20 protein-coding genes are annotated in these 22,579 nt (G+C 56.7%); 12 read left to right on the top strand and 8 right to left on the bottom strand.

Features of this window, described 5'->3' with window-relative positions:
* Positions 1 to 75: 75 nt before the first annotated feature.
* Complete coding sequence (locus DXH95_RS04380) at positions 76 to 321, top strand: hypothetical protein (protein ID WP_115549393.1); 246 nt, start codon at positions 76 to 78, stop codon at positions 319 to 321.
* 176 nt (positions 322 to 497) lie between these two features.
* Here the strand turns inward: DXH95_RS04380 and DXH95_RS04385 are convergent, their stop codons facing one another.
* Genes DXH95_RS04385 through purM form a run of 3 tightly spaced genes read right to left on the bottom strand, consistent with a single transcriptional unit; the run spans position 498 to position 2,967 of the window.
* Positions 498 to 929, bottom strand: coding sequence for a hypothetical protein (locus DXH95_RS04385; RefSeq protein ID WP_115548207.1), 432 nt, complete (start codon positions 927 to 929; stop codon positions 498 to 500).
* Positions 930 to 1,880 carry a phosphoribosylglycinamide formyltransferase gene (gene purN, locus DXH95_RS04390; RefSeq protein WP_115548208.1) on the bottom strand — a complete coding sequence of 317 codons (951 nt, stop codon included), beginning with the start codon at positions 1,878 to 1,880 and terminating at the stop codon, positions 930 to 932.
* On the bottom strand, positions 1,873 to 2,967 hold the full coding sequence (gene purM / locus DXH95_RS04395) for a phosphoribosylformylglycinamidine cyclo-ligase (protein ID WP_115548209.1): 1,095 nt from the start codon (positions 2,965 to 2,967) through the stop codon (positions 1,873 to 1,875). The genes purN and purM overlap by 8 nt, the downstream gene beginning before the upstream one ends.
* Before the next feature lie 61 nt (positions 2,968 to 3,028).
* Between purM and DXH95_RS16070 the strand changes: the two genes are divergently transcribed.
* Both DXH95_RS16070 and DXH95_RS04405 read left to right on the top strand, forming a co-directional pair.
* Positions 3,029 to 4,270 carry a heavy-metal-associated domain-containing protein gene (locus DXH95_RS16070; protein WP_181883573.1) on the top strand — a complete coding sequence of 414 codons (1,242 nt, stop codon included), beginning with the start codon at positions 3,029 to 3,031 and terminating at the stop codon, positions 4,268 to 4,270.
* A gap of 36 nt (positions 4,271 to 4,306) precedes the next feature.
* The gene (locus tag DXH95_RS04405; protein WP_115548210.1) at positions 4,307 to 4,894 is read left to right on the top strand and encodes a P-loop NTPase family protein; all 588 of its coding nucleotides are present in this window, start codon (positions 4,307 to 4,309) and stop codon (positions 4,892 to 4,894) included.
* Here the strand turns inward: DXH95_RS04405 and DXH95_RS04410 are convergent.
* Positions 4,891 to 5,220, bottom strand: a complete 330-nt coding sequence (locus tag DXH95_RS04410; RefSeq protein ID WP_115548211.1) for an I78 family peptidase inhibitor — start codon at positions 5,218 to 5,220, stop codon at positions 4,891 to 4,893. The genes DXH95_RS04405 and DXH95_RS04410 overlap by 4 nt on opposite strands.
* Positions 5,217 to 6,395 carry a ribonuclease D gene (gene rnd, locus DXH95_RS04415; protein ID WP_115548212.1) on the bottom strand — a complete coding sequence of 393 codons (1,179 nt, stop codon included), beginning with the start codon at positions 6,393 to 6,395 and terminating at the stop codon, positions 5,217 to 5,219. Before rnd ends, DXH95_RS04410 begins: the two co-directional genes overlap by 4 nt.
* A 106-nt stretch (positions 6,396 to 6,501) precedes the next feature.
* On the opposite strand from rnd, the gene aspS reads away from it, so the two are divergent.
* The 3 genes from aspS to DXH95_RS04430 all read left to right on the top strand — a co-directional run bounded on the left by aspS (position 6,502) and on the right by DXH95_RS04430 (position 10,036).
* Positions 6,502 to 8,283 (top strand): aspartate--tRNA ligase, encoded by a 1,782-nt coding sequence (gene aspS / locus DXH95_RS04420; RefSeq protein WP_115548213.1) that lies wholly within the window; start codon positions 6,502 to 6,504, stop codon positions 8,281 to 8,283.
* Entirely contained in the window at positions 8,283 to 9,158 is an 876-nt protein-coding gene (locus DXH95_RS04425) for an alpha/beta fold hydrolase (protein ID WP_239016539.1), read from the top strand. The genes aspS and DXH95_RS04425 overlap by 1 nt, the downstream gene beginning before the upstream one ends.
* Positions 9,159 to 9,247: 89 nt before the next feature.
* On the top strand, positions 9,248 to 10,036 hold the full coding sequence (locus tag DXH95_RS04430; RefSeq protein WP_115548214.1) for a polyphosphate kinase 2 family protein: 789 nt from the start codon (positions 9,248 to 9,250) through the stop codon (positions 10,034 to 10,036).
* Here the strand turns inward: DXH95_RS04430 and greB are convergent.
* Together greB and DXH95_RS04440 are read right to left on the bottom strand one after the other, a co-directional pair.
* Positions 10,018 to 10,512, bottom strand: coding sequence for a transcription elongation factor GreB (gene greB, locus DXH95_RS04435; RefSeq protein WP_420822275.1), 495 nt, complete (start codon positions 10,510 to 10,512; stop codon positions 10,018 to 10,020). The genes DXH95_RS04430 and greB overlap by 19 nt on opposite strands.
* Before the next feature lie 4 nt (positions 10,513 to 10,516).
* Positions 10,517 to 12,520: a lytic transglycosylase domain-containing protein gene (locus DXH95_RS04440; protein ID WP_239016540.1), complete on the bottom strand. Its 2,004-nt coding sequence runs from the start codon at positions 12,518 to 12,520 to the stop codon at positions 10,517 to 10,519.
* 87 nt (positions 12,521 to 12,607) lie between these two features.
* Between DXH95_RS04440 and dapA the strand changes: the two genes are divergently transcribed.
* From dapA to recA, 6 genes are all read left to right on the top strand, one after another.
* Complete coding sequence (gene dapA, locus DXH95_RS04445; protein WP_115548216.1) at positions 12,608 to 13,483, top strand: 4-hydroxy-tetrahydrodipicolinate synthase; 876 nt, start codon at positions 12,608 to 12,610, stop codon at positions 13,481 to 13,483.
* Positions 13,483 to 13,968, top strand: a complete 486-nt coding sequence (gene smpB, locus DXH95_RS04450) for an SsrA-binding protein SmpB (RefSeq protein ID WP_115548217.1) — start codon at positions 13,483 to 13,485, stop codon at positions 13,966 to 13,968. The genes dapA and smpB overlap by 1 nt, the downstream gene beginning before the upstream one ends.
* Positions 13,965 to 14,531: a DUF2062 domain-containing protein gene (locus DXH95_RS04455; protein ID WP_115548218.1), complete on the top strand. Its 567-nt coding sequence runs from the start codon at positions 13,965 to 13,967 to the stop codon at positions 14,529 to 14,531. Before smpB ends, DXH95_RS04455 begins: the two co-directional genes overlap by 4 nt.
* An 80-nt stretch (positions 14,532 to 14,611) precedes the next feature.
* The gene (locus DXH95_RS04460) at positions 14,612 to 16,657 is read left to right on the top strand and encodes a M13 family metallopeptidase (protein WP_115548219.1); all 2,046 of its coding nucleotides are present in this window, start codon (positions 14,612 to 14,614) and stop codon (positions 16,655 to 16,657) included.
* Positions 16,658 to 16,706: 49 nt separating this feature from the next.
* Positions 16,707 to 19,082 (top strand): PAS domain-containing sensor histidine kinase, encoded by a 2,376-nt coding sequence (locus DXH95_RS04465; protein ID WP_115549396.1) that lies wholly within the window; start codon positions 16,707 to 16,709, stop codon positions 19,080 to 19,082.
* Positions 19,083 to 19,221: 139 nt separating this feature from the next.
* Positions 19,222 to 20,319 (top strand): recombinase RecA, encoded by a 1,098-nt coding sequence (gene recA, locus DXH95_RS04470; RefSeq protein ID WP_115548220.1) that lies wholly within the window; start codon positions 19,222 to 19,224, stop codon positions 20,317 to 20,319.
* A 116-nt stretch (positions 20,320 to 20,435) separates the two neighbouring features.
* On the opposite strand, the gene DXH95_RS04475 is transcribed toward recA, so the two are convergent.
* Complete coding sequence (locus DXH95_RS04475; RefSeq protein ID WP_338061700.1) at positions 20,436 to 22,472, bottom strand: elongation factor G; 2,037 nt, start codon at positions 22,470 to 22,472, stop codon at positions 20,436 to 20,438.
* Between the last annotated feature and the right edge of the window lie 107 nt (positions 22,473 to 22,579).

Here is a 22,579-nt window from a genome sequence, read left to right on the forward strand (position 1 = left end):
TCCGCGCAATCGGGCGGCCCTTTTTGTTGCACCCGTCACAACACGCGCTATTCGGTTGGCGAAGAGGAGATGCGCATGCTGGGAATGGGTGAGGGCGAAGACTGTCCCTTTCAGTTCAATTTCGACCCTGCGACCTTCAAGGTGGGCGATACGGTGAGCTATCGCGTGACCGGCAGCCTGGAGGGCTTTCCCTTTGTCGGCACGCTGCTGGAGGTGCATGAGGATTATGTGATCATCTCCCCCGGCGAAAGCGAACCTGATGCGCGCTATCGCGGGACGCGGGAGGACAGGCCGGTGGTGGATGCGGGGGAGATTGGGTAGCTTGCCTATCCCTCTCCAATGGGAGAGGGTTGCGAAAGCTTGGCAGCTTGCTGACTAGCTGCGCTGGGTGAGGGGTTGTGCCCTTTCGATAACCCACACCCCCTCACCAACTAAGCCTAATTCGCTTTGCTCATAAGGCTTCGTATCCTCTCCCACAGGAGAGGAGGTTCCGGATTTCAGACTTCGGGCCTCCAAGAATCACGGCCAATTTCGTTGCCGAACATGATGATCTGGGGCAGCCCAACGCATAGACATTCGTAGCACTTGTCATGCCCGATAAATTGGAAATGACGGATATCGCCTTGTTCCAGATATTCCTTGTCTCGGTAAAGCGTCAGAAGTTTTGAATGCGTCGCTTCTCGAATGTAACAATTCGGCGATTCCGACAATGTTATGCAAGCGTGATCGGCGAGCGAAAACAATGCTTCGTCGATTGCCATATATGCGATCGCGTCAAGCACGACACCAAATGACAGGTCGCCGCCTCCTTCCGCGATGGTCAAATACAGCTTTCCCTTCCAACATCCTTTGTCAAAAACGAAGGGATTATCTATTCCATCTATTATTGACGGAAACTCTTTCCATTTGGCGGACGGGTCAGGAAACATCTAAAACTCCCCTACCAAATCCATCATCGCCGCCAGCTTCCTCGGCGCCACCGCGCGCCAGCTTTTTCTCAGCCATTCTGCAATATGGTCCCAATCATTGTCGCCCAGATCGAGCCTGATGCCCACCCAGCCATCCCCGAAATAGGCGGGGCGGTAGTATCGATCGGGGTCGGTTTCGATCAGCATCGCCTGTTCTTCCGCGCCGCTGATCTTGACCAGCAATGACACTTTGCCATCGCCATGATGGTCGTTGGAGACATAAGCGAATTTCTTGCCCTTGATGATGCCGAAACAGGGCATGCCGTGGCTGAGTACCTCGTCCGCTTCGGGCAGCGCCAAGGCGCGTTCGCGGATTTGGGCGATCAGATAATCGGGCGAGCTTTCGCGGGCGACAAAGGCGGCGAGCGTGCGCGAATAAAGCTGGTGTTCGGCAATCAGCACGCGCTGGCCAAGGCTTTCGGGCGTGTCGCCGGGCAGAATCGCGACCGGGGTCTGGCCGAGGATCGGGCCATCATCGAGTTCGGCGGTGACGAGGTGCACGCTGCACCCGCCATGGCTGTCGCCCGCCTCCAGCGCGCGTTCATGCGTATGGAGGCCTTTATATTTGGGCAATAGGCTGGGATGGATGTTGAGCATCCGGCCCTCCCATTTTCCGACAAATTCTGGGGAGAGGATGCGCATATAGCCCGCGAGTGCGACATAATCCGCTTTCGCTGCGACCAGCGCGTCGTGCATGATATCGTCATGCGCCTCCCGGCTGAGGCCTTTGTGCGGATGGGCGAAGGTGGCGATCCCCTCTGCCTCTGCCAGTTTCAGTCCCGCAGCATCGGGGTTGTTGCTGGCGACAAGTGCAATCTCATACGGGCAATCTTCCGCCTTTGCCGCATACAGCAACGCCGCCATGTTGGTTCCGGTCCCCGAAATCAGCACGGCGACGCGGGCCTTAGCCATGATGCGTTGCGCTCCAGTCAGACTTGGCACTCCAGGTCTCGATCGAGCCTTTGACGGTGCAGCCTTTATCACCTTTGGCGATGTGCCCGATGCGGAAGACGGTTTCGCCAGCAGCTTCGAGTGCTGTAACCGCATCCGCGACATCGGCTTCAGCGATAACTACCGCCATACCAATCCCGCAGTTAAAGGTGCGCGCCATCTCTTCCGGCTCGATATTGCCTTGGGCCTGCAGGAACGCCATGAGCCTTGGCTGCTCCCATGCATCGGCATCGACATGGGCGTGCAGCCCTTCAGGCAGCACGCGCGGGATATTCTCGAGCAGTCCACCACCGGTAATATGCGCCATCGCGTGAACCTTGCCCGTGCGAACCAGCGGGAGCAGCGATTTCACATAGATGCGCGTGGGCGCCATAAGAGCGTCTATCAGCAGCGTGTCGATATCGAACAGGGCAGGGCGATCCAGCTTCCAACCCTTGTCGGCGGCTAGGCGGCGCACCAATGAAAAACCATTCGAGTGAACGCCCGACGAGGCAAGCCCAAGGATGACATCACCCTCGGCTACCTTGTCCGCCGTCAACACCTGATCGCGCTCGACCGCGCCAACGCAGAAGCCGGCAAGATCATAATCGCCGTCGCAGTACATGCCGGGCATTTCCGCGGTTTCGCCGCCAATCAGCGCGCAACCTGCCTGCTTGCAGCCTTCAGCGATGCTGGCGACGACAGCCGTGGCGACATCATTGTCGAGTTTTCCAGTGGCGTAGTAATCTAGGAAGAACAGCGGCTCAGCACCCTGAACGATCAGGTCGTTGGCGCACATAGCAACCAGATCGATGCCAACGCCATGATGCTTCCCGCTTTCGATTGCGAGTTTAAGCTTGGTGCCCACGCCGTCATTGGCCGCGACCAGCAAAGGATCGGTGAATCCTGCCGCTTTCAGATCAAAAAAGCCGCCAAATCCACCGAGATCGGCGTCCGCCCCGGCACGCCTTGTGGCTTTGGCCAGCGGTGCGATGGCGCGCACCAACGCGTTGCCAGTTTCGATCGAGACGCCCGCCTTGGCGTAAGTGTAAGACTCATTATCGCTCATTTTACCGCCGCTAGCGACTTCCCCCTTGGATTTCCAATCATAAGTCGCCAAAAGGCGCGCAATGAGGGTTCGGGTTTCAAAGTCTCTGTGGAAATATGCGCTGGCAGTGCCGCTTTTGGTCGGCAGCGGCGTACTTGTTCACGCGCAAATCGAAGGGCCAAAGCGCGGAATTCCTCCGATTGCCAGCAATGGTGACTTTGAAGTTACCAATGTCATGGTCAACACCACGGGCAAAAATGCCGAAGAGGCGCGTCGCGCAGGATGGGAAGAAGCACAGCGTAAGGCATGGAGCATGTTGTGGGCCAAGACCCATGGCGGGACTGGATCAACGCTTGCCGATGGCACACTCGATGGCATTGTTTCCGCCATCATCGTAGAGGAAGAACAGATCGGCCCGCGACGCTATATTGCTAAACTGGGTGTTTCCTTCGATCGTGCGCGTGCCGGACAATTGCTTGGCGTCAAAGGCGTTGGCCGCAAGTCTGCACCTTTGCTGGTGATACCGGTGATGTACAGCAACGGCGCGCCTTATGTTTTTGAGCGGCAAACGCCCTGGCAGGCCGCATGGGCCAAATTCCGCACGGCAGACAGTATGGTCGACTATGTTCGTCCATTTGGAGGGGGCGGAGAATCGCTACTGCTTAATGCTGGCCAAATGGACAGACGCAGCCGCACCTGGTGGCGCGTAATCCTCGATCAGTTCGGTGCCGCCGATGTAGTCTATCCGTTGGTTCGACTCGAGCGGCAATATCCGGGCGGCCCTGTCATCGGCAAATTTGCTGCCCGATACGGCCCCGAAAACCGCTTTCTTGGCAGCTTCACCCTGCGCGCTCAAAATGCGGAAGGCATACCGGTCATGATGGCTGAGGGCGTTCGCAAGATGGATGAGTTGCTGCAGCAAGCCTTTGCGGCTGGCCGTCTCCGCGCAGAAGCTTCGCTTTTGCTTGAAGAGATCGACGAAGAGGATCTGGAAGAACTCGAAGAAGAGGCTGAAGAAGCCGCCGAAGAAGAGACAGATCCCTTGGCGGCTGCGGTCGATTCGGTGTCTGGACGCGCTGAGGGTGAGCAGGGAACTCGTCAGAATCCCGCGACACCAGCGCAGCAAATAACCGTCAATGTTCAAGTCAGCACCCCCTCGCCAGAGTCGGTTGATCGTGCCGAGGCGTCACTTCGCGGCATTCCGGGCGTGCGTTCGGTCGTGACATCCAGCCTCGCACTTGGCGGAACCTCTGTGATGCGCGTCAGCTATCAGGGCGATCCAGCTGCGCTTACCGCTGCATTGCAGGCGCGTGGTTTCAAATAATTTTGAACGGCCTTTTCAGGCTCCAAACACCGACACATGAAACAGATTGCGCTACCCTTTGACGAACTCAATCCGGATCGAACCGACGATTGCCTGATTGTGACTGCTTCGAACGCGGTTGCCTTTGCGGCCTTGGGGAATAGTGCGAGTTGGCCTGGACATTGCGCAATTCTAGTTGGCCCGCCGCGTTCCGGCAAAAGCCTGATGGCGCGTTATTTCGCGACGCAAGGTGGGCAGGTGATCGACGATGCCGACCGCTTGCCTGAAGAAAAGCTATTCCATCAGTGGAATGCTGCGAAAAGTGCGGGGATTGGCCTTTTGCTGGTTTCAAGTTCAGCGCCAGCGGATTGGGACATTTCCCTGCCTGACCTGCGGTCGCGGCTTGGCGCATCGCAATTGCTCGAAATTGGTCCGCTCGATGATGAACTGGCCGAACAATTGCTGCTCAAATTTCTGCGTGATCGGGGAACCTCGATCGGACCCGAAGCCCTGGCTTTTGTCGTTCGACGGATTGAACGCAGCCATGTCGCGGTCGAAAATCTCGCAAAAATGGCTAACGCGCTGGCCCTCGCCGAGGGAACGGCGATTACCCTGCCTCTGGTCCGCAGATTGATGCCGACTTAGCCGCAGTTGATGCGGATGATATTTTTCGCGTCATCGACAAAGATGTTCAAGCGCGACGCGTTGTAATCCATTGTGATGGCACCATTGTGCGGCGCAACGCGAACAACTTCGGCCTTTGCTTCGGCTTGCAGCTTTTTCTGCAGGTCTGCCGTCAGCATTCGACCGACAGCATCATCCAGCTTGCTTGCATCGCACGCGTTGGCGAGTTCCGGCTGGCCAGCAGGTGTCTCTGCTGCGGGCGTGCTTTCGGATTTGTCTGCAGCGGGGGCACAGGCACCGAGCGCGACTAAAACACCCGCCAGATGTAAGCTCACAATCTGCTTCATTCTGCTGCTTCCTCCGTTCGGGTCATCCTCAGTTTCCCATTCACAACGGCAAACGCCAGTCGTCCTTCAACCAAGTCGAGCGCGTCATGGCCAAATTGTTCAAATCGCCAGCCCTTGAGCAGTTCCAGACCTTCACGTTCACCAGCGGCCAAGCGTTCCAGCTCTTCGCTGCGTGTGATCAAACGCGCGGCGACATTGATTTCGCGGGAACGGATTTTGAGAAGAAGCTTGAGCAGGTCGGCAACCAGCGCGCCCTCTTTCCCGCCGCCAGTTCCGTTATGGTTCCGGTCGGGCATTTCGTCTTTTGAGAGCGGTTGCGCATCGGCGAGCGTCGCCATCAACCGCGCGCCGATTTCGTTGTCGCGCCAAGCCGGCGAAAGCCCGCGCACCTTTGGCAATTCGGCCTGCGCCTTGGGTGGATGCGAGGCAATGTCGGCGATCGTTTCGTCCTTCATGATGCGGCCCCGGGGGATATTTTTGCGCTGTGCTTCGCGCTCACGCCATCCGCCAAGCGCCTTTAACCGCCCCAGCACATCGGCCTTGCGAGATTGCATCTTGATACGGCGCCATATGGTTTCGGGGTCGTTGCGGTAATTGTCTGCGTCCGCCAGTCGTTCCATCTCATCGTTCAGCCATTCGCCGCGGCCGGTCGCGACCAGTTTCTCCAGCATTTTCGGGAAGATGTCGGCCAGATGGGTTACATCGCCAATGGCATAATCGATTTGCCGCTTGTCGAGAGGTCGACGAGACCAGTCGGTAAAGCGCGCGCCTTTGTCGAGCTGTATGCCCAGCCAAAGGTCGACCAGATTCGAATAGCCGATCTGTTCACCCTGACCCAAGGCCATCGCGGCAATTTGCGTGTCGAACAAAGGATGCGGGGTCTTGCCAGTCAGATTATAGAATATTTCAATGTCCTGTCCGCCGGCGTGGAATACCTTGAGGACATCTTCATTGTTGGTCATCAACTCGAGAAGAGGGGTCATATCGAGCCCGTCTGCTTTCGGATCGATAGCCGCCGCCTCATTCTCATCGGCCAATTGGATGAGGCAAAGCTCGGGATAATAAGTGTTTTCGCGCATGAACTCGGTGTCGACCGCAACGAAGTCAGACTTCGAAATCCGGGCGCAAAAATCGGCGAGTTGTTTGCTATCGGTGATGAGTGGATGTATCTGCATGCAAGGCCGCCCATAACAGCCATTCGCAACTTGACAAAGGGGCGTTGCAAGGGTCTAGCGCCGCGTTCATATTTTCCTGTCGAAAACCCAAAGAAAAAGAACAAAAATGCACGCTTATCGTACGCACAAATGCGCAGAACTCCGCGCTTCCCATGTTGGCGAAACCGTCCGTCTGTCGGGCTGGGTTCATCGCAAGCGCGACCATGGGGGCGTCCTTTTCGTCGACTTACGCGACCATTATGGCATGACCCAGATCGTCGCGGACAGCGACAGTCCCGCTCTTCCTGTGCTTGAAAGTCTAAGGCTGGAGAGCGTCGTGACCATCGATGGCGAAGTGAAGGCTCGCAGCGAAGCAACGGTGAACGCCAATCTGCCGACAGGTACAATCGAAGTTTTTGCTCGCTCTGCAACCGTGCTGAGCCGCGCTGACGAACTGCCGCTGCCTGTCGCAGGCGAGCAGGAATATCCGGAGGAAATCCGTCTCAAATACCGCTTCCTCGATCTGCGCCGCGAAACGCTGCACGCCAACATCGTTAAGCGTACACAGATTATCCGCGAAACGCGGCGCCGGATGGAAGATATCGGCTTTACCGAATATTCGACGCCGATCCTGACCGCGTCTTCACCCGAAGGTGCGCGCGACTTCCTGGTGCCGAGCCGTATCCATGCAGGAAAGTTTTTCGCGCTTCCGCAGGCGCCGCAGCAGTACAAGCAATTGCTGATGGTCGCTGGTTTCGACCGCTATTTCCAGATCGCACCCTGCTTCCGCGATGAAGACCCGCGTGCTGACCGTTTGCCGGGTGAATTCTATCAGCTCGACCTCGAAATGAGCTTTGTCACGCAGGAAGAGGTTTGGGAGACGATGGAGCCGGTCATGGCAGGCATCTTCGAAACCTTTGCCGAAGGCCGAAAGGTTACCCCGGCGGGCGAATTCCCCCGCATTCCTTACGCAAAGGCCATGCTTGATTACGGCACCGACAAGCCCGATCTTCGCAACCCGCTGATCATTCGTGATGTGACAGCTGAATTCCAGCAGTCCGGTTTCGGCCTGTTCGAAAAGATCGTCGGCACTGGCGGCGTCGTTCGCCTTATCCCCGCACCAGAAACGGCTGGCCTCAGCCGCAAGTTCTTCGACGACATGAACGAATGGGCACGCAGCGAAGGCCATGCAGGTCTGGGTTATGCGACCCGAAAGGATGGCGTCTTTGGTGGTCCGATTGCCAAGAACCATGGCGAAGACAAAATGGCGGCGCTGTGGGATTCGCTTGGACTTGGTCCAAATGATGGTGCATTTTTTGCTGCCGGCAAGGAAGAACAGGCTGCCAAGCTGGCTGGTGCCGCGCGTACGCGCATTGGCGAGCAGTTGGATGTCGTCGAGAAGGACGCCTTCCGCTTCTGCTGGATCATCGACTTCCCCTTCTATGAATGGAGCGAGGAAGAGAAAAAGGTCGATTTTGCACACAACCCCTTCTCGATGCCGCAAGGCGGGCTGGAGGCGCTCGAAACACAGGATCCGCTCACCATCAAGGCCTATCAATATGATATGGTCTGCAACGGCTATGAGCTGGCTTCGGGTTCGATCCGGAACCAGCATCCCGACCTGATGGTCAAGGCGTTCGAGCTGACCGGTTTGACGCAAGCCGATGTGGAGGAGCGTTTCGGTGGTATGTACCGCGCGTTCCAGTTTGGCGCGCCGCCGCATGGGGGTATGGCCGCAGGTGTCGACCGGATGGTGATGCTGCTTTGCGGAGTGCAGAACCTGCGCGAGATCACGCTATTCCCGATGAACCAGCGCGCCGAAGATCTGCTGATGGGCGCTCCGTCGCCCGCCATGGTCAAACAGCTACGCGAACTGCATATCCGCGTCGTGGAACCGCCAAAAGTCTGATGCAACCCAAGGAGCATCGTTACGCAGCCGCCGAGGGGGAACTGTGCTGGTTTGAATGGGGTAGCCCCAATGACAAACCGACTTTGCTGTTCTTGCACGCGACAGGTTTTCACGCACGTTGCTGGGATGCTGTGATACGCGCATTGCCACATGATTGGCATAGCATTGCGATCGATCTGCGGGGGCACGGGCGCAGCTACCGTCCAGAGTCGCTGGGCAATTGGCATGCGACTGCTGACGATGTTGCCGCATTCGTGGAATCACAAATTTCGTCGGCTGCGATCTTTGTCGGCCATTCGATGGGCGGATTTGTTGCAGCACGCGTCGCTGCCATCCGTCCGGAAAGGGCTGAACAACTTTTACTCGTCGACCCAGTGATGATGACGCCGGATACATATGCCCAGCGTCCTGTCTCTGGCGATTCATCCACCGACCATCCGGTTGCCCGGCGCAGAAACAAATGGGACAATGCTGATCAGATGATCGCGCATTTTTCAACACGCGAACCCTATACGCATTGGCGCCCCGATGTGCTCGCCGATTATTGTCGCTTCGGACTCGTCCCGTCCAGCGATGGTGAGGGATTGGAACTAGGCTGTCCGCCGGTTCTCGAGGCGTCGGCCTATATGGGGTCTTGGCGGTCCAATCCCTATGAATGGCTTGGCGAAGTGAAGTGCAAAATAACAGTTTTGCGCGCTCGCAATGCCGATCGCGCCGGGCCCATGGATTTCTCAATCAGCCCGACTGCGCCCGATTTGTGGCAAAAATTTCCAAATGCGACCGATATGCATTGGTCCGATTTGTCGCATTTCATCCCTATGGAGCAGCCAGACAGGCTGGCGGATCTGATCGGCGAATTGGTTTCTTCTAACTGACTGTCCCGAAATCGGGCAGCCCGTGGCGGCCCCTTGAGCCATGCCAGCAAAAGCGCCTATGTTAGCCATTGCGATTTACTGGAGACCCAATGGCCATCGACCTTTCCGAATATGAATCGGGCAAAAAATATTCTGGGAATTATGACAAGGATCTGGCGGCGCTGCAGAAGCGATTGGCGGATTTGCAAGCCTTGCATATCATCCATGACTGCAAGACCCTGATCATTGTCGAAGGCTGGGATGCTGCCGGCAAGGGAGGGGCCATAAAGCGCCTGACCGCCAATTGGGATCCGCGCTATTTTGAAGTCTATCCGATTAGTGCGCCGTCGGCTGAGGAGAAGGAACGGCATTTCCTGTGGCGCTTTTGGCAAAAACTTCCGCGCGCCTGTGAAATCGCCATTCTGGACCGCAGCCATTATGGCCGCGTATTGGTCGAACGCGTCGAAGGTTTCTGCTCCGAAGCCGATTGGCAGCGCGGCTATGATGAAATCAATGAGTTCGAGGCGCGCCAGCACGAAATTGGTACCAACATCATCAAGATGTTTTTGCATGTTACGCAAAAGCGGCAGGATAAGGTTCTAAAAGAACGGCTTGAAGACCCGGCCAAGCGCTGGAAGGTCACCGCAGAGGATTTCCGAAACCGCGAAAAGCGTGAAGAATATCTGGCGGCTATGCATGACATGTTCGCCAAAACCGACACGCGCTGGGCGCCCTGGAAGGTTTTTGATGGGAACAACCAGAAAGCGGCGCGTATCGCAGTATTAAACTACATCGCCGATGAACTGGCCGCGCGAATACCTGGTGACTATCCAGAACTGGCTTCAGATATATCCGAACTGGCTGAAGCGGCGTTCGGCAATCAGGCGGGTGAGGGATAGTCGATCCCTACTATTTCCCATTCCTTTGGCCCGCCGGGCAACTGGACGGTTCGTAAATCACCAATTTGAGAGCCACGCAATGCCCTCGCTAAAGGTGAGTTCCATCCGATCCGGTTCGAAGTAGCGTCTGCCTCGTCGTCGCCGACAATCGTGACGCTGCGCTGATTATCGTCCTCGTCCGCCAATGTTACCGTTGCGCCAAAATAGACGCGGCTGCGATCATCTTGGTGCGCGGGGTCGATGACCTTCGCAAATTTCATCTGCTTGGATAGTCGACCCAGTTTCCGGTCAATCTCGCGCAGGCGCTGGCGGCCATAGATATAGTCGCCATTTTCGCTGCGATCGCCGTTGCCGGCTGCCCAGCTGACGATTTCCACCACCTTCGGGCGTTCGTCAGCGAACAGTCGCTCATATTCGGCTCGCAACGCCGAAAAGCCCGACGGGGTAATCGGGTTGGTTCGCTCGCTAATTGACATCAAATCAGCCGACCGACTTCTTTCCCAGATAATGGCTCAGCGGCGTGTTGTTCCGATAGCGCGCCTTGTCGGGGTTCAGATGGTCATACATCACTGCATTTTCCAGAACGCGTTGCACATAGTTGCGCGTTTCGAAAATTGGGATCTGCTCAATCCAGTCGAGAATGTCGATGCCACCGCTGCGCGGATCGCCATTGCGGGCGAGCCATTTGTTTACATTGCCAGGTCCTGCATTATAGGCCGCAACTGCTAGCGGATAGCTGCCATTATAATAGCTCAGCATGCGCTGAAAATAGGTCGAACCCAGCTGAATGTTATAGGCGGTGTCGCTGTTCAATGCCTCAGGGCGATAGGCGAGGGCGATTTTGCCCGATGTTTCGCGCGCTGTTCCCGGCATCAACTGCATCAGCCCACGGGCGCCCGCATGACTGGTAGCGTTGCGATCAAACTGGCTTTCCTGTCGAGCAATGGCGTGGATGAAGGTCCAGTTGCCTGCGTGCTCTGGCGGTACGGCGACGGTCGGATAGCCCAGGCGGATTAGGCCGTCATGCCCTTCGATACGTGCGCTGCGGGCTGCGATGACCGACAGGTCGGGGCGGCCGATCAGGTTAGACCAGGCGAACAAGCTTTTGAAATCACTCTCGGTTTTTGCCGAATTCGAAAGTGCTTTCATAAAGCTGTTCGAATCTCTCCAGCCCGGGAATGAGGAAGACATTCGGGCAGCGGTATATGTTGGCGGCACTGCGTTGGCGGCCAGTTGCGGTAAGGCCGGTGCAGGCGGCACTGCAGGCAGCGGACGACCCAGCGCCTCAAGTGCCAATTGGCCGTGGAAGAAATCATAATAGCGCGCGGCATCAGCGAAATATTGCTGGGCCAATTGTTGGTCGCCCGCCTTTTTCGCTGCACGACCAGCCCAATACAGCCCTTTGGCGCGCGTTTGTGGCGTGCGCGCCCCCGCAGTGTAGAGCTTGAACGCCTCAATGGCTTCACGCGGACGACCCAGTTTGTAATAGGCCGCTTCGCCCGCCAGCCAGGCCAGACTGGTATAGGTGTCACGGGTCGACAGGTCCAGCTTGGTTATATCGGTGCCTGCAGGGAAAGCATCAGTCAGCTTCGATGCAATCCGATAGGCCATATCGATTTGGCCATCGGTTTCCGCCGCTTCGGCATTGGTCAACAGCACTTTCAGCCAGTCGCGCGCTACATGCGGAGGTGCGGACAATGTCGGACGGTTGGCGAGCAACTCGCGCGCAGCCCAGCTGTTTCCCGACGCGCGGAGTGCCGCAATGCGTTCCATCAAAAGTCCGGCATCCGACAGGCCGGCCTGACCAACTGCCGCGAATTTTGCTGCTGCATCGGGGGCCTTGAGTTCGTGCGCCAATTGCGCCTCAAGAACCGGACGGCGTTCGGACGAGGTGTAAGGTAGCCATTTCTGCGCCGCACGAGATGCATTAGACCAGAGCAGACGGCTGGCGCGCGCGTCATGGTCTGCCGCGGTCAATTTACCTGCCATCAGTTGGAACAGGCGATTTTCGTCATCATCGGTCAACGGACCTTCGCGCCAGGCACGGCGGCCCCATTGCTCGGCACGCGCCTTGTCACCCGTTGCCGCTAGCGCGAGCGCGAATTTTGCGCGGCCGCCATTGGTCGTCGGCTCTAGACGGTCAAAATAGGCAACAACCTGATTGGGTGACCAACTCAGCACGTTAATTGCTTGTTCGGCATTTCTGCGCATTTCATCGGTATTGGGCCAATCCGGATAAGTCATCAGGAACGACGCATATTCGGAAAAGCTGTACTGGCCCGACTGGCTCAGCATCCGCCAGCGTTGCAGCGCGGCAGGAACATTGCCGCCGCTGGGATCAACCATGGCAGTTGGCACATTGCTGGCCTCACCTATGCCCGTACGCCAGATAATTTCAGTTGTCTCGGGCGTGTTGGCGGCGAATGCAGAAGCTGGAATTGCCAGCAGCGAAGCGGAAATCAGGTGCTTTACCATGCGCGACATATTATGGGCTGCCTCCTTAGTGGGCGATGAACCGTTTTCCCTTGCGGTCATATACCCTGTTAATGGCGACTTTAGAGAGTGATTTCCATGTTTTCGGGTTCAATACCGGCTCTGGTGACTCCTTTTTGCGACGGAGCGTTTTCCGAGTCGCATTTCCGTGCGCTTGTCGACTGGCAAATAGCTGAAGGTTCGAGCGCGCTGGTCCCCTGTGGAACTACGGGTGAGGCACCGACCTTGTCTTTTGAAGAGCATTATCGTGTTATTTCGATCTGTATCGAGCAGGCGGCTGGTCGGGTTCCTGTTATCGCCGGCTGTGGTTCAAACGATACCGCCACTGCGGTGCGCCATATGGAGTTCGCCAAGTCGGAAGGGGCGGCAGCTGCTCTTGTTGTCGCTCCATATTACAACCGGCCTAATCAGGACGGCATATTTGCCCATTATGCGCATCTCGCCGAAAAGAGCGATTTGCCAATCATCGTCTATAACGTGCCTGCGCGAACGGTGACCGATATCTTGCCATCGACGCTTGCCCGTCTTGCCGAAATTCCGACCATAGTGGGCGTCAAGGACGCCAGCGGTCAAATTGCGCGTGTGGGCGATCACCGGCTCGGTTGCGGGACGGATTTCTGCCAGCTTTCGGGCAATGACGATATGGCGCTGGCGTTCAATGCTGCGGGAGGCACGGGCTGCATTTCGGTGACAGCCAATGTGGCGCCAAAGCTGTGTGCCGAATTTCAGTCCGCTTGCGCAAACGGCAACTTCGAATTGGCACGTGTTCTGAATGATCGCTTGCATCCTCTTCATTCAGCACTGTTTACTGATGCGTCTCCCGGGCCTGTCAAATATGCCATGGCCCGTGTCATCGAAGGCTTTCCGGAAGAACTGCGTCTGCCTCTCGTCCCTGCGTCGGCAGCAAGCCGAAAAGCGGTGGATGCAGCGCTGGAGGTAGCAGGACTGGTCTGATGGCACGCCCCAAACCCGAAGCTTTTCAAAAAGCCAAAACCGTCGCCGAAAACCGGCGGGCGCGTTACGATTATCATATCGAGGACAAATATGAAGCTGGGATTGCGTTGACTGGCACCGAGGTTAAGTCGCTGCGATTCGGCGAAGGGTCGATTGCAGAAAGCTATGCCGAGGTGAAGGATGGCGGCGAGGTATGGTTGATTAACGCCAACATCCCTGAATTCAGTCACGGAAACCGATATAATCACGAACCGAAGCGTCCCCGTAAATTGCTCCTTAATGCGCGTGAGATTAATAAGCTGCATGGCGCAGTGGCCCGGCAGGGGATGACATTGGTTCCACTGTCCATATATTTTAACAACCGTGGGCGTGCTAAGGTCGAACTGGCGCTCGCAAAAGGCAAGAAAGCGCCGGACAAACGGGCGACCGAAAAAGAGCGGGACTGGAAGCGGGAACAGGGTCGGATAATGCGGGATCGCGGATGAGCAGATTGACGAAGTGGATACATGAACAAGCACCGACTCGGGAAAGTTTCGAGCGGAGCAAGTTTTTGCGTCCCTTTGCGCAACGTGTTTTCCATCCAGCGCTCTGGAGATTTACCCGCCGTTCAGTGCCGCGCGGCGTCGCACTCGGGCTGCTTGTCGGCATCTTCTTGCTCATCCCTGGTGTTCAAATTGCCGGTGTTGCGCTGCTCGCATTGCCCGTTCGGGCCAATATCCCTATCGGTGCGGCGATGACTTTCCTCAGCATGCCAGCGACGACGCCGCTCATTCTGGCTGCTTCGCTTTATGTCGGAAATGGCTTGCTTCATCTGAAAGCGGATTTGTTCCAGCTACAGCGTTTGATGGACTCTGGTGCGCCAGTCTCGGCATGGCTCAATTGGCTACTCTCCGACGCAGCTCCGGCTATGGTTGTCGGGCTTGCGGTGATTTCAGTCGTCAGTGCAGCCATCGGTTATCTCGTCGCCACATGGTTCTGGCGTTGGCGCATTGCAGGAAAATGGCGTCGTCGGTCGATGGCTCATGTCACTGGTGGATCGGCAATTTAGCGCCGGACGCTATTCCGGCTAGATATTCCCCATGACGAGTCGCGATCGGCTCGCGTTGAAAAACTGGGGAGTTTTCCAAAATGACACCGTTGAAGAAACTGGCCGTTCTGGCTGGCGCATCGCTTTCCGCAATTTCGGTCTCTGCGCCCGCTCAGGCAAATGAAACAGAGTCAACTGCCGAGTCGAAAAACCCTGAGCTGGGAACTTTCGGTTTCGACACCACAGGCATGGACGGCAGCACACCTGCGGGCGAAAATTTCTATGCCTTTGCCAATGGCGAGTGGGCGAAGCGCACCGAAATTCCGGCCGACAAATCCAACTATGGAATGTTCACCAAGCTCGACGATCTTTCGAAGGAGCGGGTGAAGCAAGTACTTGAAGAGGAAAAGGCGAAGAAAGCGAGCAAAGCGGGCAACGCCTATGCCAGCTATCTGGACGAAGCCCGGGTTGAAAAACTGGGTCTGAAACCGATTCAGCCCTGGTTGAAGAAAATCCGTGCAATCAAGACGCACAAGGATTTGGAAAAGCTGCTGCCAGTTGCTGCGCGTAACGGCGTGGGTGGTCCTTTTGCGGGATTTGTTGGGCAGGATGACAAGGAACCCGACAATTATATTTTCACAATCTTCCAGGCCGGAACCGGACTGCCTGACCGTGACATGTATCTGGTCGACAACCCGAAATATGAAGAGATCCGAACGGCCTATAAATCCTATTTGGGCAAGATGCTGGCCCTTGCAGGAGAGAAGAACGTTGAAGCCCGCGCAGACCGGATATTCGCAATGGAAAAGGCTATCGCCGAAGTCCATTGGACGCGTGAAGACAGTTCGGATGCGAACAAGGTCTATAACAAGATGACCCTGACCGAATTGGGCGCAATCACACCCGGGCTCGATACGTTATCGGTTGTAAAGGGGTTGAGCCCGAAAATCGAACATGTGCTGGTTAGCCAGCCCAGCGCGATCACGGGTATCGCCAAGATATTCGGTTCGACCGACATCGCGACGCTGAAAGACGCGATGCTCGTAGGAAGTCTGGCCAGCTACTCCAATTCGCTGCCCAATAAGGTGGCCGATACGGTTTTCGCTTTTTACGGCACAACCTTGTCGGGCACTCCGGCTCGGGAACCGCGCTGGAAACGGGCGGTCGGTTTTACCGAAGGCGTGGTCGGCGATGAGGTTGGCAAGTCTTATGCCGAACGATTCTTCCCTGCCGAAAGCAAGGTGGCAATTGATCTGCTGGTCAAAAATGTACTCGGTGCCATGGGGCGCCGGATCGACGGCCTCGACTGGATGCAGCCACAAACGAAGGTTCGGGCAAAGGCAAAGCTTGCCAATTTCACCACCAAAATCGGCTATCCGGACCGATGGAAGGATTATTCCAAGCTGCAAATTGCCCGTAATGACCTGTTCGGCAATGAGCTGCGCGCGAACAACTGGCAGTTTGATGACAATATCAGCAAGCTGGGCCAGCCAATCCGTCGATGGGAGTGGGGCATGTCGCCCCAGACTATCAACGCATATGCAAATTTCAGCATGAACGAGATCGTCTTCCCGGCGGCTATTTTGCAGCCACCCTTTTTCGACCCCAAGGCGGATCCTGCCATCAACTATGGGGGTATCGGTGCCGTCATCGGCCATGAAGTTAGCCACCATTTTGACGATCAAGGATCAAAATATGACGAAAAGGGTCGCTTGTCCGACTGGTGGACTGAAGCTGACGTTACTGCCTTCAAACAGGCCAGTGAAGCGCTTATCAAACAATATGATGCCTATGAAATTTTCCCTGGCGCAAATGTGAAGGGTGAATTCACCCTGGGTGAAAATATTGGCGATCTTGCTGGCCTGACCATCGCCTATGAAGCCTATAAGGCATCGCTGGGGGGCAAAGAGGCGCCTGTGATCGACGGTTACACAGGCGACCAGCGATTCTTCCTTGGCTGGGCACAGGTGTGGCGACGCAACTATCGCGAAAACAATCTGCGAAACCGGTTGATAACTGACCCGCACAGTCCTTCGGAGCAGCGTGTATGGGTGGTGCGCAACCTTGACAAATGGTATGAGGCGTTCCAGCCGAAACAAGGCGAAAAGCTGTACCTCAAATCGGGGGACCGCGTCCGGATCTGGTAAGTAAGGAAACACATTGGCTGGCAGCCTGCGACCTTCGCATCTTGAAATTTTGGGAGCTGAAGACGGGGCTGCCGGACCAAGCGATCGGTTCGCTTTAGGCGGGGTTGCTGCTGCAGCTCTGCTTTCCTTGCTGCTTATCTGGTTGGCGTCGGGAAGCTGGCAACTGCTTGCTGCTGTAGGCGCAGGGTTGCTGGCGCTGTCGGCATTGGTAGTCTATGGTAGTCGCCTGCGTCCCAATGCTGACGCAGCAGAAGGTGTTCTGCCTCCCGATTGGTCGGTGACTTATGCTGCCCTGGAATTCGACAAATCGGCGGCGGCCGTCAGCGATAGGGCGGGGCGGTTGTTATGTGCGAACAGTCGCTTCGGTCTGTGGTTCGAAGGCTTGCGTGCCCCGCCCGATTTAGGGCTTGATACTGCATCGCAGGAATTGCTCGTTAGTGCAGGACGTTCTGCCTGGCGCGATGGCGGCGCCGTCATCGACAAAATAACAAAACGCGCGATCGACTATCGCGTCGACGTGCGCCGGTCGGGGACGGGCGACGAATATCTGCTGTGGCGCTTTACCCCAGTTGAAGCCTTGAATGTCGAAGCACAGGCGAATGAATTTGCTTCGGGAAAGCTCGGCCGTACCTTGGCCCAGGCGGGTATTATGGTCGCAACGGTCGGTGGCGAAGGGCGCATCCGATCTTCCAATCCTGCCTTTGCTCTGCGCGCCGGGGGAAGTGAAACCGCTAATATTTCCAACCGGGATTGCGCCGGTTTCCTTCAGGTTGATGAAAAAGGTGGAATCTCCTTCACCCGCGAAGGCAAGCATGCTCCGCCCATCCGGTTGCTGCATGTTCCGCTTGATGGGGACAAGCATGATGGACCAGCCTTGCTTTTTGCGATCGATGACGACGGAAAGTCGGGCGATGGTGTCGCCTCGCATGTGCACATTGAACATCTCCTATCCAACCTTCCGCTTGGGTTGGCTTTGGTCGACCGCGACGGGCGTTTCTTGTTCGCAAATGATGCCTTCGCAAGGGTGGCTGGCATTTCTCCGGACAAATTGCCGCCCTATCCCGGCGATCTGGTGATTGCCGAAGACAAGTCGGCAGTTTCGGACACAATTCGGCGCTATGCCGGGGGGCAATCGATGTCTGGCGACATTGCGATACGCCTGAAAGAACAACCCGACGAAGCCGTAGCTCTCTCCATCGCAAGTGTGCGTGGCTTGGGCAATGCTGCCGTGCTTTTGGGGTTGAAAGACAATAGCGAGGAAACCCGGCTGAAGCGGCAGGTGGCACAAGCAACCAAGATGCAGGCGGTCGGGCAACTTGCCGGCGGGGTAGCGCATGATTTCAACAATATCCTGACCGCGATTATCGGATATTGCGACCTGATGTTGCTGCGGCATCCGCCGGGCGACAGCGACTATGACGATATCCAGCAGATCAAGAATAATTCCAATCGCGCCGCCAGCCTGACACGGCAATTGCTTGCCTTTTCGCGCCAGCAAACGTTGCGCCCGCAGATATTGCAGCTTCCGGATGTGGTGTCGGAGGTGTCACATCTGCTGAAGCGCCTATTGGGTGAAAAGGTCCAATTGGAGGTAAACCATGGTCGCGGCCTCGGCGCGGTGCGGGCCGACCCCGGCCAGCTCGAACAGGTGATTATCAATCTGGGCGTCAATGCCCGTGATGCGATGCCCAAGGGTGGTGTGCTGCATATCGAGACGCGGCAGGTGTCGCAGGCCGACGTGCGCGCGATGCGCAGCGAGATATTGCCCATTGGTGATTATGCCTTGCTGTCGGTTTCGGACAGCGGAACCGGTATTTCGCGTGAAAATCTTTCGAAGATTTTCGAGCCCTTTTTTACGACCAAAGAGGTCGGTAAGGGTACGGGTCTGGGTCTGTCGACCGTCTATGGCATCGTGAAGCAATCGGGTGGATTCATCTTTGCTGATTCCGAACCGGGGCAGGGTACCCGTTTCGATATCTACTTGCCGACCTATGCCGGTTCGACCCCACCTGTTGCAAGCAAAGCCATCGAGAACAAATCTGATTCTGCCGAGGAACTGTGGGGTTCGGAATCTATCCTTTTGGTCGAAGATGAAGACATGGTCCGCGCCGTCGCCGAACGTGCGCTCGTTCGTCAGGGTTATACGGTTGAAACGGCGCGCGATGGTGAAGAGGCGCTCGACCTGTTTGTCAGTGGCAAACGCTACGATTTGGTGGTGTCGGATGTGGTCATGCCCAACATGGATGGCCCCAGCATGGCTCGCAAGTTGCGCGCTGACTATGGTGAGATGCGAATATTGTTCATGTCCGGCTATGCGGAGGAGCAATTGCGTCAGTCGATTAACATCGACAACGTCCACTTTCTTCCAAAGCCGTTCTCCGTGCAGCAGATAGCCGAGGCCGTCAAAAACGCGCTTAAAAACTGAAGGTATTGAATATAAAAGAATTTAATTTTCCGTTCCACTCTTGTTCTATAAGAACAAAGGCGATACATAATCGTCAGTTCCGGTAATGTTCTGGTGGTGAGAATATCGGAACCGGACACGCTATCCAAGGAGTGGAACAATGGCAGCAAGTCTTAAAGTCATTAATGGGGATCAGGCAAAAAACATGAATAATGCAGAACGTGAACGCGCGCTCGAAGCCGCGCTGGCCCAGATTGATCGTGCATTCGGCAAGGGTTCGGCGATGAAGCTGGGCAGCCGCGAAGCTGTGCAGATGGAGGCGATTTCAACCGGTTCGCTAGGGTTGGATATCGCGCTTGGTATTGGCGGCCTTCCCAAGGGACGCGTCATCGAAATCTATGGTCCGGAAAGCTCGGGCAAGACGACGCTCACCTTGCATGCCATTGCCGAAGCGCAAAAGGCGGGCGGGACGGCGGCTTTCATCGACGCCGAACATGCGCTGGATCCAGCTTATGCCAAGAAGCTCGGTGTCGATGTAGACAATCTTATCGTTTCGCAGCCTGACACCGGTGAACAGGCACTCGAAATTGCCGATACGCTGGTGCGCTCGAATGCGGTCGACATTCTTGTGATTGACTCTGTGGCGGCATTGGTACCGCGCGCTGAAATCGAAGGTGAAATGGGCGACAGCCATGTCGGCCTGCAGGCCCGTTTGATGAGCCAGGCGCTGCGCAAAATTACCGGGTCAATCAGCCGTTCGAACTGCATGGTGATTTTCATCAACCAGATCCGTATGAAGATCGGCGTGATGTATGGTTCGCCCGAAACCACAACCGGCGGCAATGCGCTCAAATTCTATGCCTCGGTCCGTCTCGACATCCGCCGCACTGGCCAAATCAAGGATCGGGAGGATATTGTCGGCAACACCACCCGGGTGAAAGTCGTCAAGAACAAGGTGGCCCCACCGTTCAAGCAGGTTGAGTTCGACATCATGTATGGCGAAGGCATTTCCAAGACCGGCGAATTGCTCGACATTGGTGTGAAGGCAGGGCTTGTTGAAAAGTCGGGCAGCTGGTTCAGCTATGACTCGATCCGCATCGGGCAGGGCCGTGAGAACGCCAAGATCTGGCTGAAGGAAAATCCGGAAATGGCGGCGAAGCTCGAAGCGTCGATCCGTAACAAGACCGACGAGGTAGCCGAAGAAATGATGGTTGGCCCCAGTGCCGACGATGAAGATGGCGGCGCAATCGACGAATGAGCGTCAACTAACCCCCAAGGCTCTCTCCCAAGGAGCCGATAGCGCACCACGCCTGATCGGTGCGCAACCGGCCCGCCCTGGACCACCCCGGGGCGGGCCAATTTATTTGTGACGCTTCAGGCTGGTTCGAGCGTAGCCTGTTTCACCACATCGTCGGCCAGCTTACCTGACAGTTCGGATAGATGGTCGAATTCCGCTGTAAAGCTCGCGAGCCCCTGACTCAACGAACGCAATTCGGCATCAAGTCCGTTGAGGCTGGCCATCGGTAGATGCGCCTCGACCATGTCCCAGTGTTGCCAATCGGGGTGCGCGCCAAGGTTCAAAATCTGTCCGCGCCGCGACGACACGACTGAGCCCATTTTCGACCCCGTTCCCGGCGGCGAAGTGATGGCGACATGGACGACCGGCTCGAGCAGATAAGGCTGGCACTGTGCCAGCGCCTCGCACATCGCCAGCTTGCCCGCCAAGCGGAAAGCCAGTTCGGAACTGTCAACCGTGTGATAACTACCATCGACCAGCGTCACAGCCACATCGACCACCGGAAAACCGAGCGGGCCTTTTTCCATAGCATCGCGTACACCGGCTTCGACAGCAGGTATCCACTGCTTAGGCACTACACCGCCTGATATTTTCTCTTCAAACACAAACCCAGAGCCCCGAGGTAATGGGCGAACCTCAATCACGACATCACCATATTGGCCATGCCCGCCGGACTGCTTTTTATGCCGCCCACGTTGCATGACACCTTTCCTGATTGACTCTCGATAAGCAATTTTGGGAGCATGCGTCTCGACATCGACGCCGTAGCGCCGTTTGAGCCGTTGCAGCGTGACATTGAGATGTTCGTCATTGATCCCGCGCAGTAATGTTTCATGGCTGGAATCATCCTGTGTCCATTCGAGCGCCGGGTCTTCCTCGACCAATTTGTGCAATGCAGTCGAGAGCTTCACATCGTCTTGCCGGTTCTTCGCGCGCAAAGCGATTGTGGCATTGCGCGGCGGCAGGTCTATCAAATATTCCGAGCCGATGTCGCTGGAGCTACCGAAGATCATGCCAGCCTTCGCCGCATCGGCTTTTGCGATTGCAACAATGTCTCCGGCATCGGCGGCGGCCAGTTTGTTGGTCTTGTCCCCCTGCAGGGCAAATAGTGCGCCAGCCCGGATATCTTCGGTCAAGTCAGCGCCTTCGCTAAGGCCATTGCCCAGTACCCTCGCCAGCGCCAACCTACCAACCGCGCCACCATTGGCCACCTTGAACACATGGACACCTTTGCCATTGGTACCCAGCCGCCGTGCAGCCAGTTCCACAGCAGGTGCTTCGTGACGCAGCATTTTGAGCAAACGGTGGACGCCAAATCCATTCAGCGCTGAACCGAACATCACCGGGACAACCCATCCGGCCCGCGCCTCGTCCGTCAAATCCTTGAGCACCCGATCAAGGCTGGGCTGTTCGTCCATCAGCAGCGTTTCGAGTAACTCATCGTCATGATCGGCAAGCGTTTCGAGCATGTGATACCGGTCGCTCGCCTCGCGCTCGGCAAGGTCGGCCGGAATGTCTATCCGCTCACTCTCCTTGCCCGGCACGTAGCGGTGCGCACGCTCGAGCGCGATATCTACAAAGCCGGTGATCTTTTCACCTTCGCGGATCGGGATTTGCCGCGCCACCAGCGGCGCGCCACTCATCGGTTGCATCGCTTCGAGCAGGTCATGGATGCGCCCGCGCGCTGCATCAATCTTGTTGACGAAGACCGCGTGCGGGATGCCCAGGGCGTTAAGGCGGCGCAATATGGGCTCGGCCAAGGCGGCGCGCTCCGGCTCCGGGTCAACGACGACGATTGCCATGTCGGCGCTGCCCAGCGCGGCATAGCCATCGGCTGCAAAACCTACCGCTCCCGGCGTGTCGATAATCGCGAATTTGTCACCCAGATATTCAAAGCGGGTCAGATTGATCTCAGTTGATCCGCGCCGAGCACGTGCCTCCGGACTTGAATCGCCCACTGTGGTCCCGGCCTCTACCGACCCAAGCCGGGATATTGTGCCCGAAGCAAAAAGCATTGCTTCTGCCAAACTGGTTTTACCGGCCCCGGCGGGGCCAACCAGGGCCACGGCCCTTACGCCTGTGACTTTTGCTCCTTTGGTGGTGCTTGCCATCATTCGTCTCCTCTTGTTCAAGCGGAGCGTGCTGGCGCAGCCTTCAGCGTTGGATGTGCGCCAACGCGCAACAAAAACATCAGGGGCTGGCAAATAGGTCAGGACAGGAT

Source organism: Sphingorhabdus pulchriflava (assembly GCF_003367235.1).
GTDB classification, from domain to species: domain Bacteria; phylum Pseudomonadota; class Alphaproteobacteria; order Sphingomonadales; family Sphingomonadaceae; genus Sphingorhabdus_B; species Sphingorhabdus_B pulchriflava.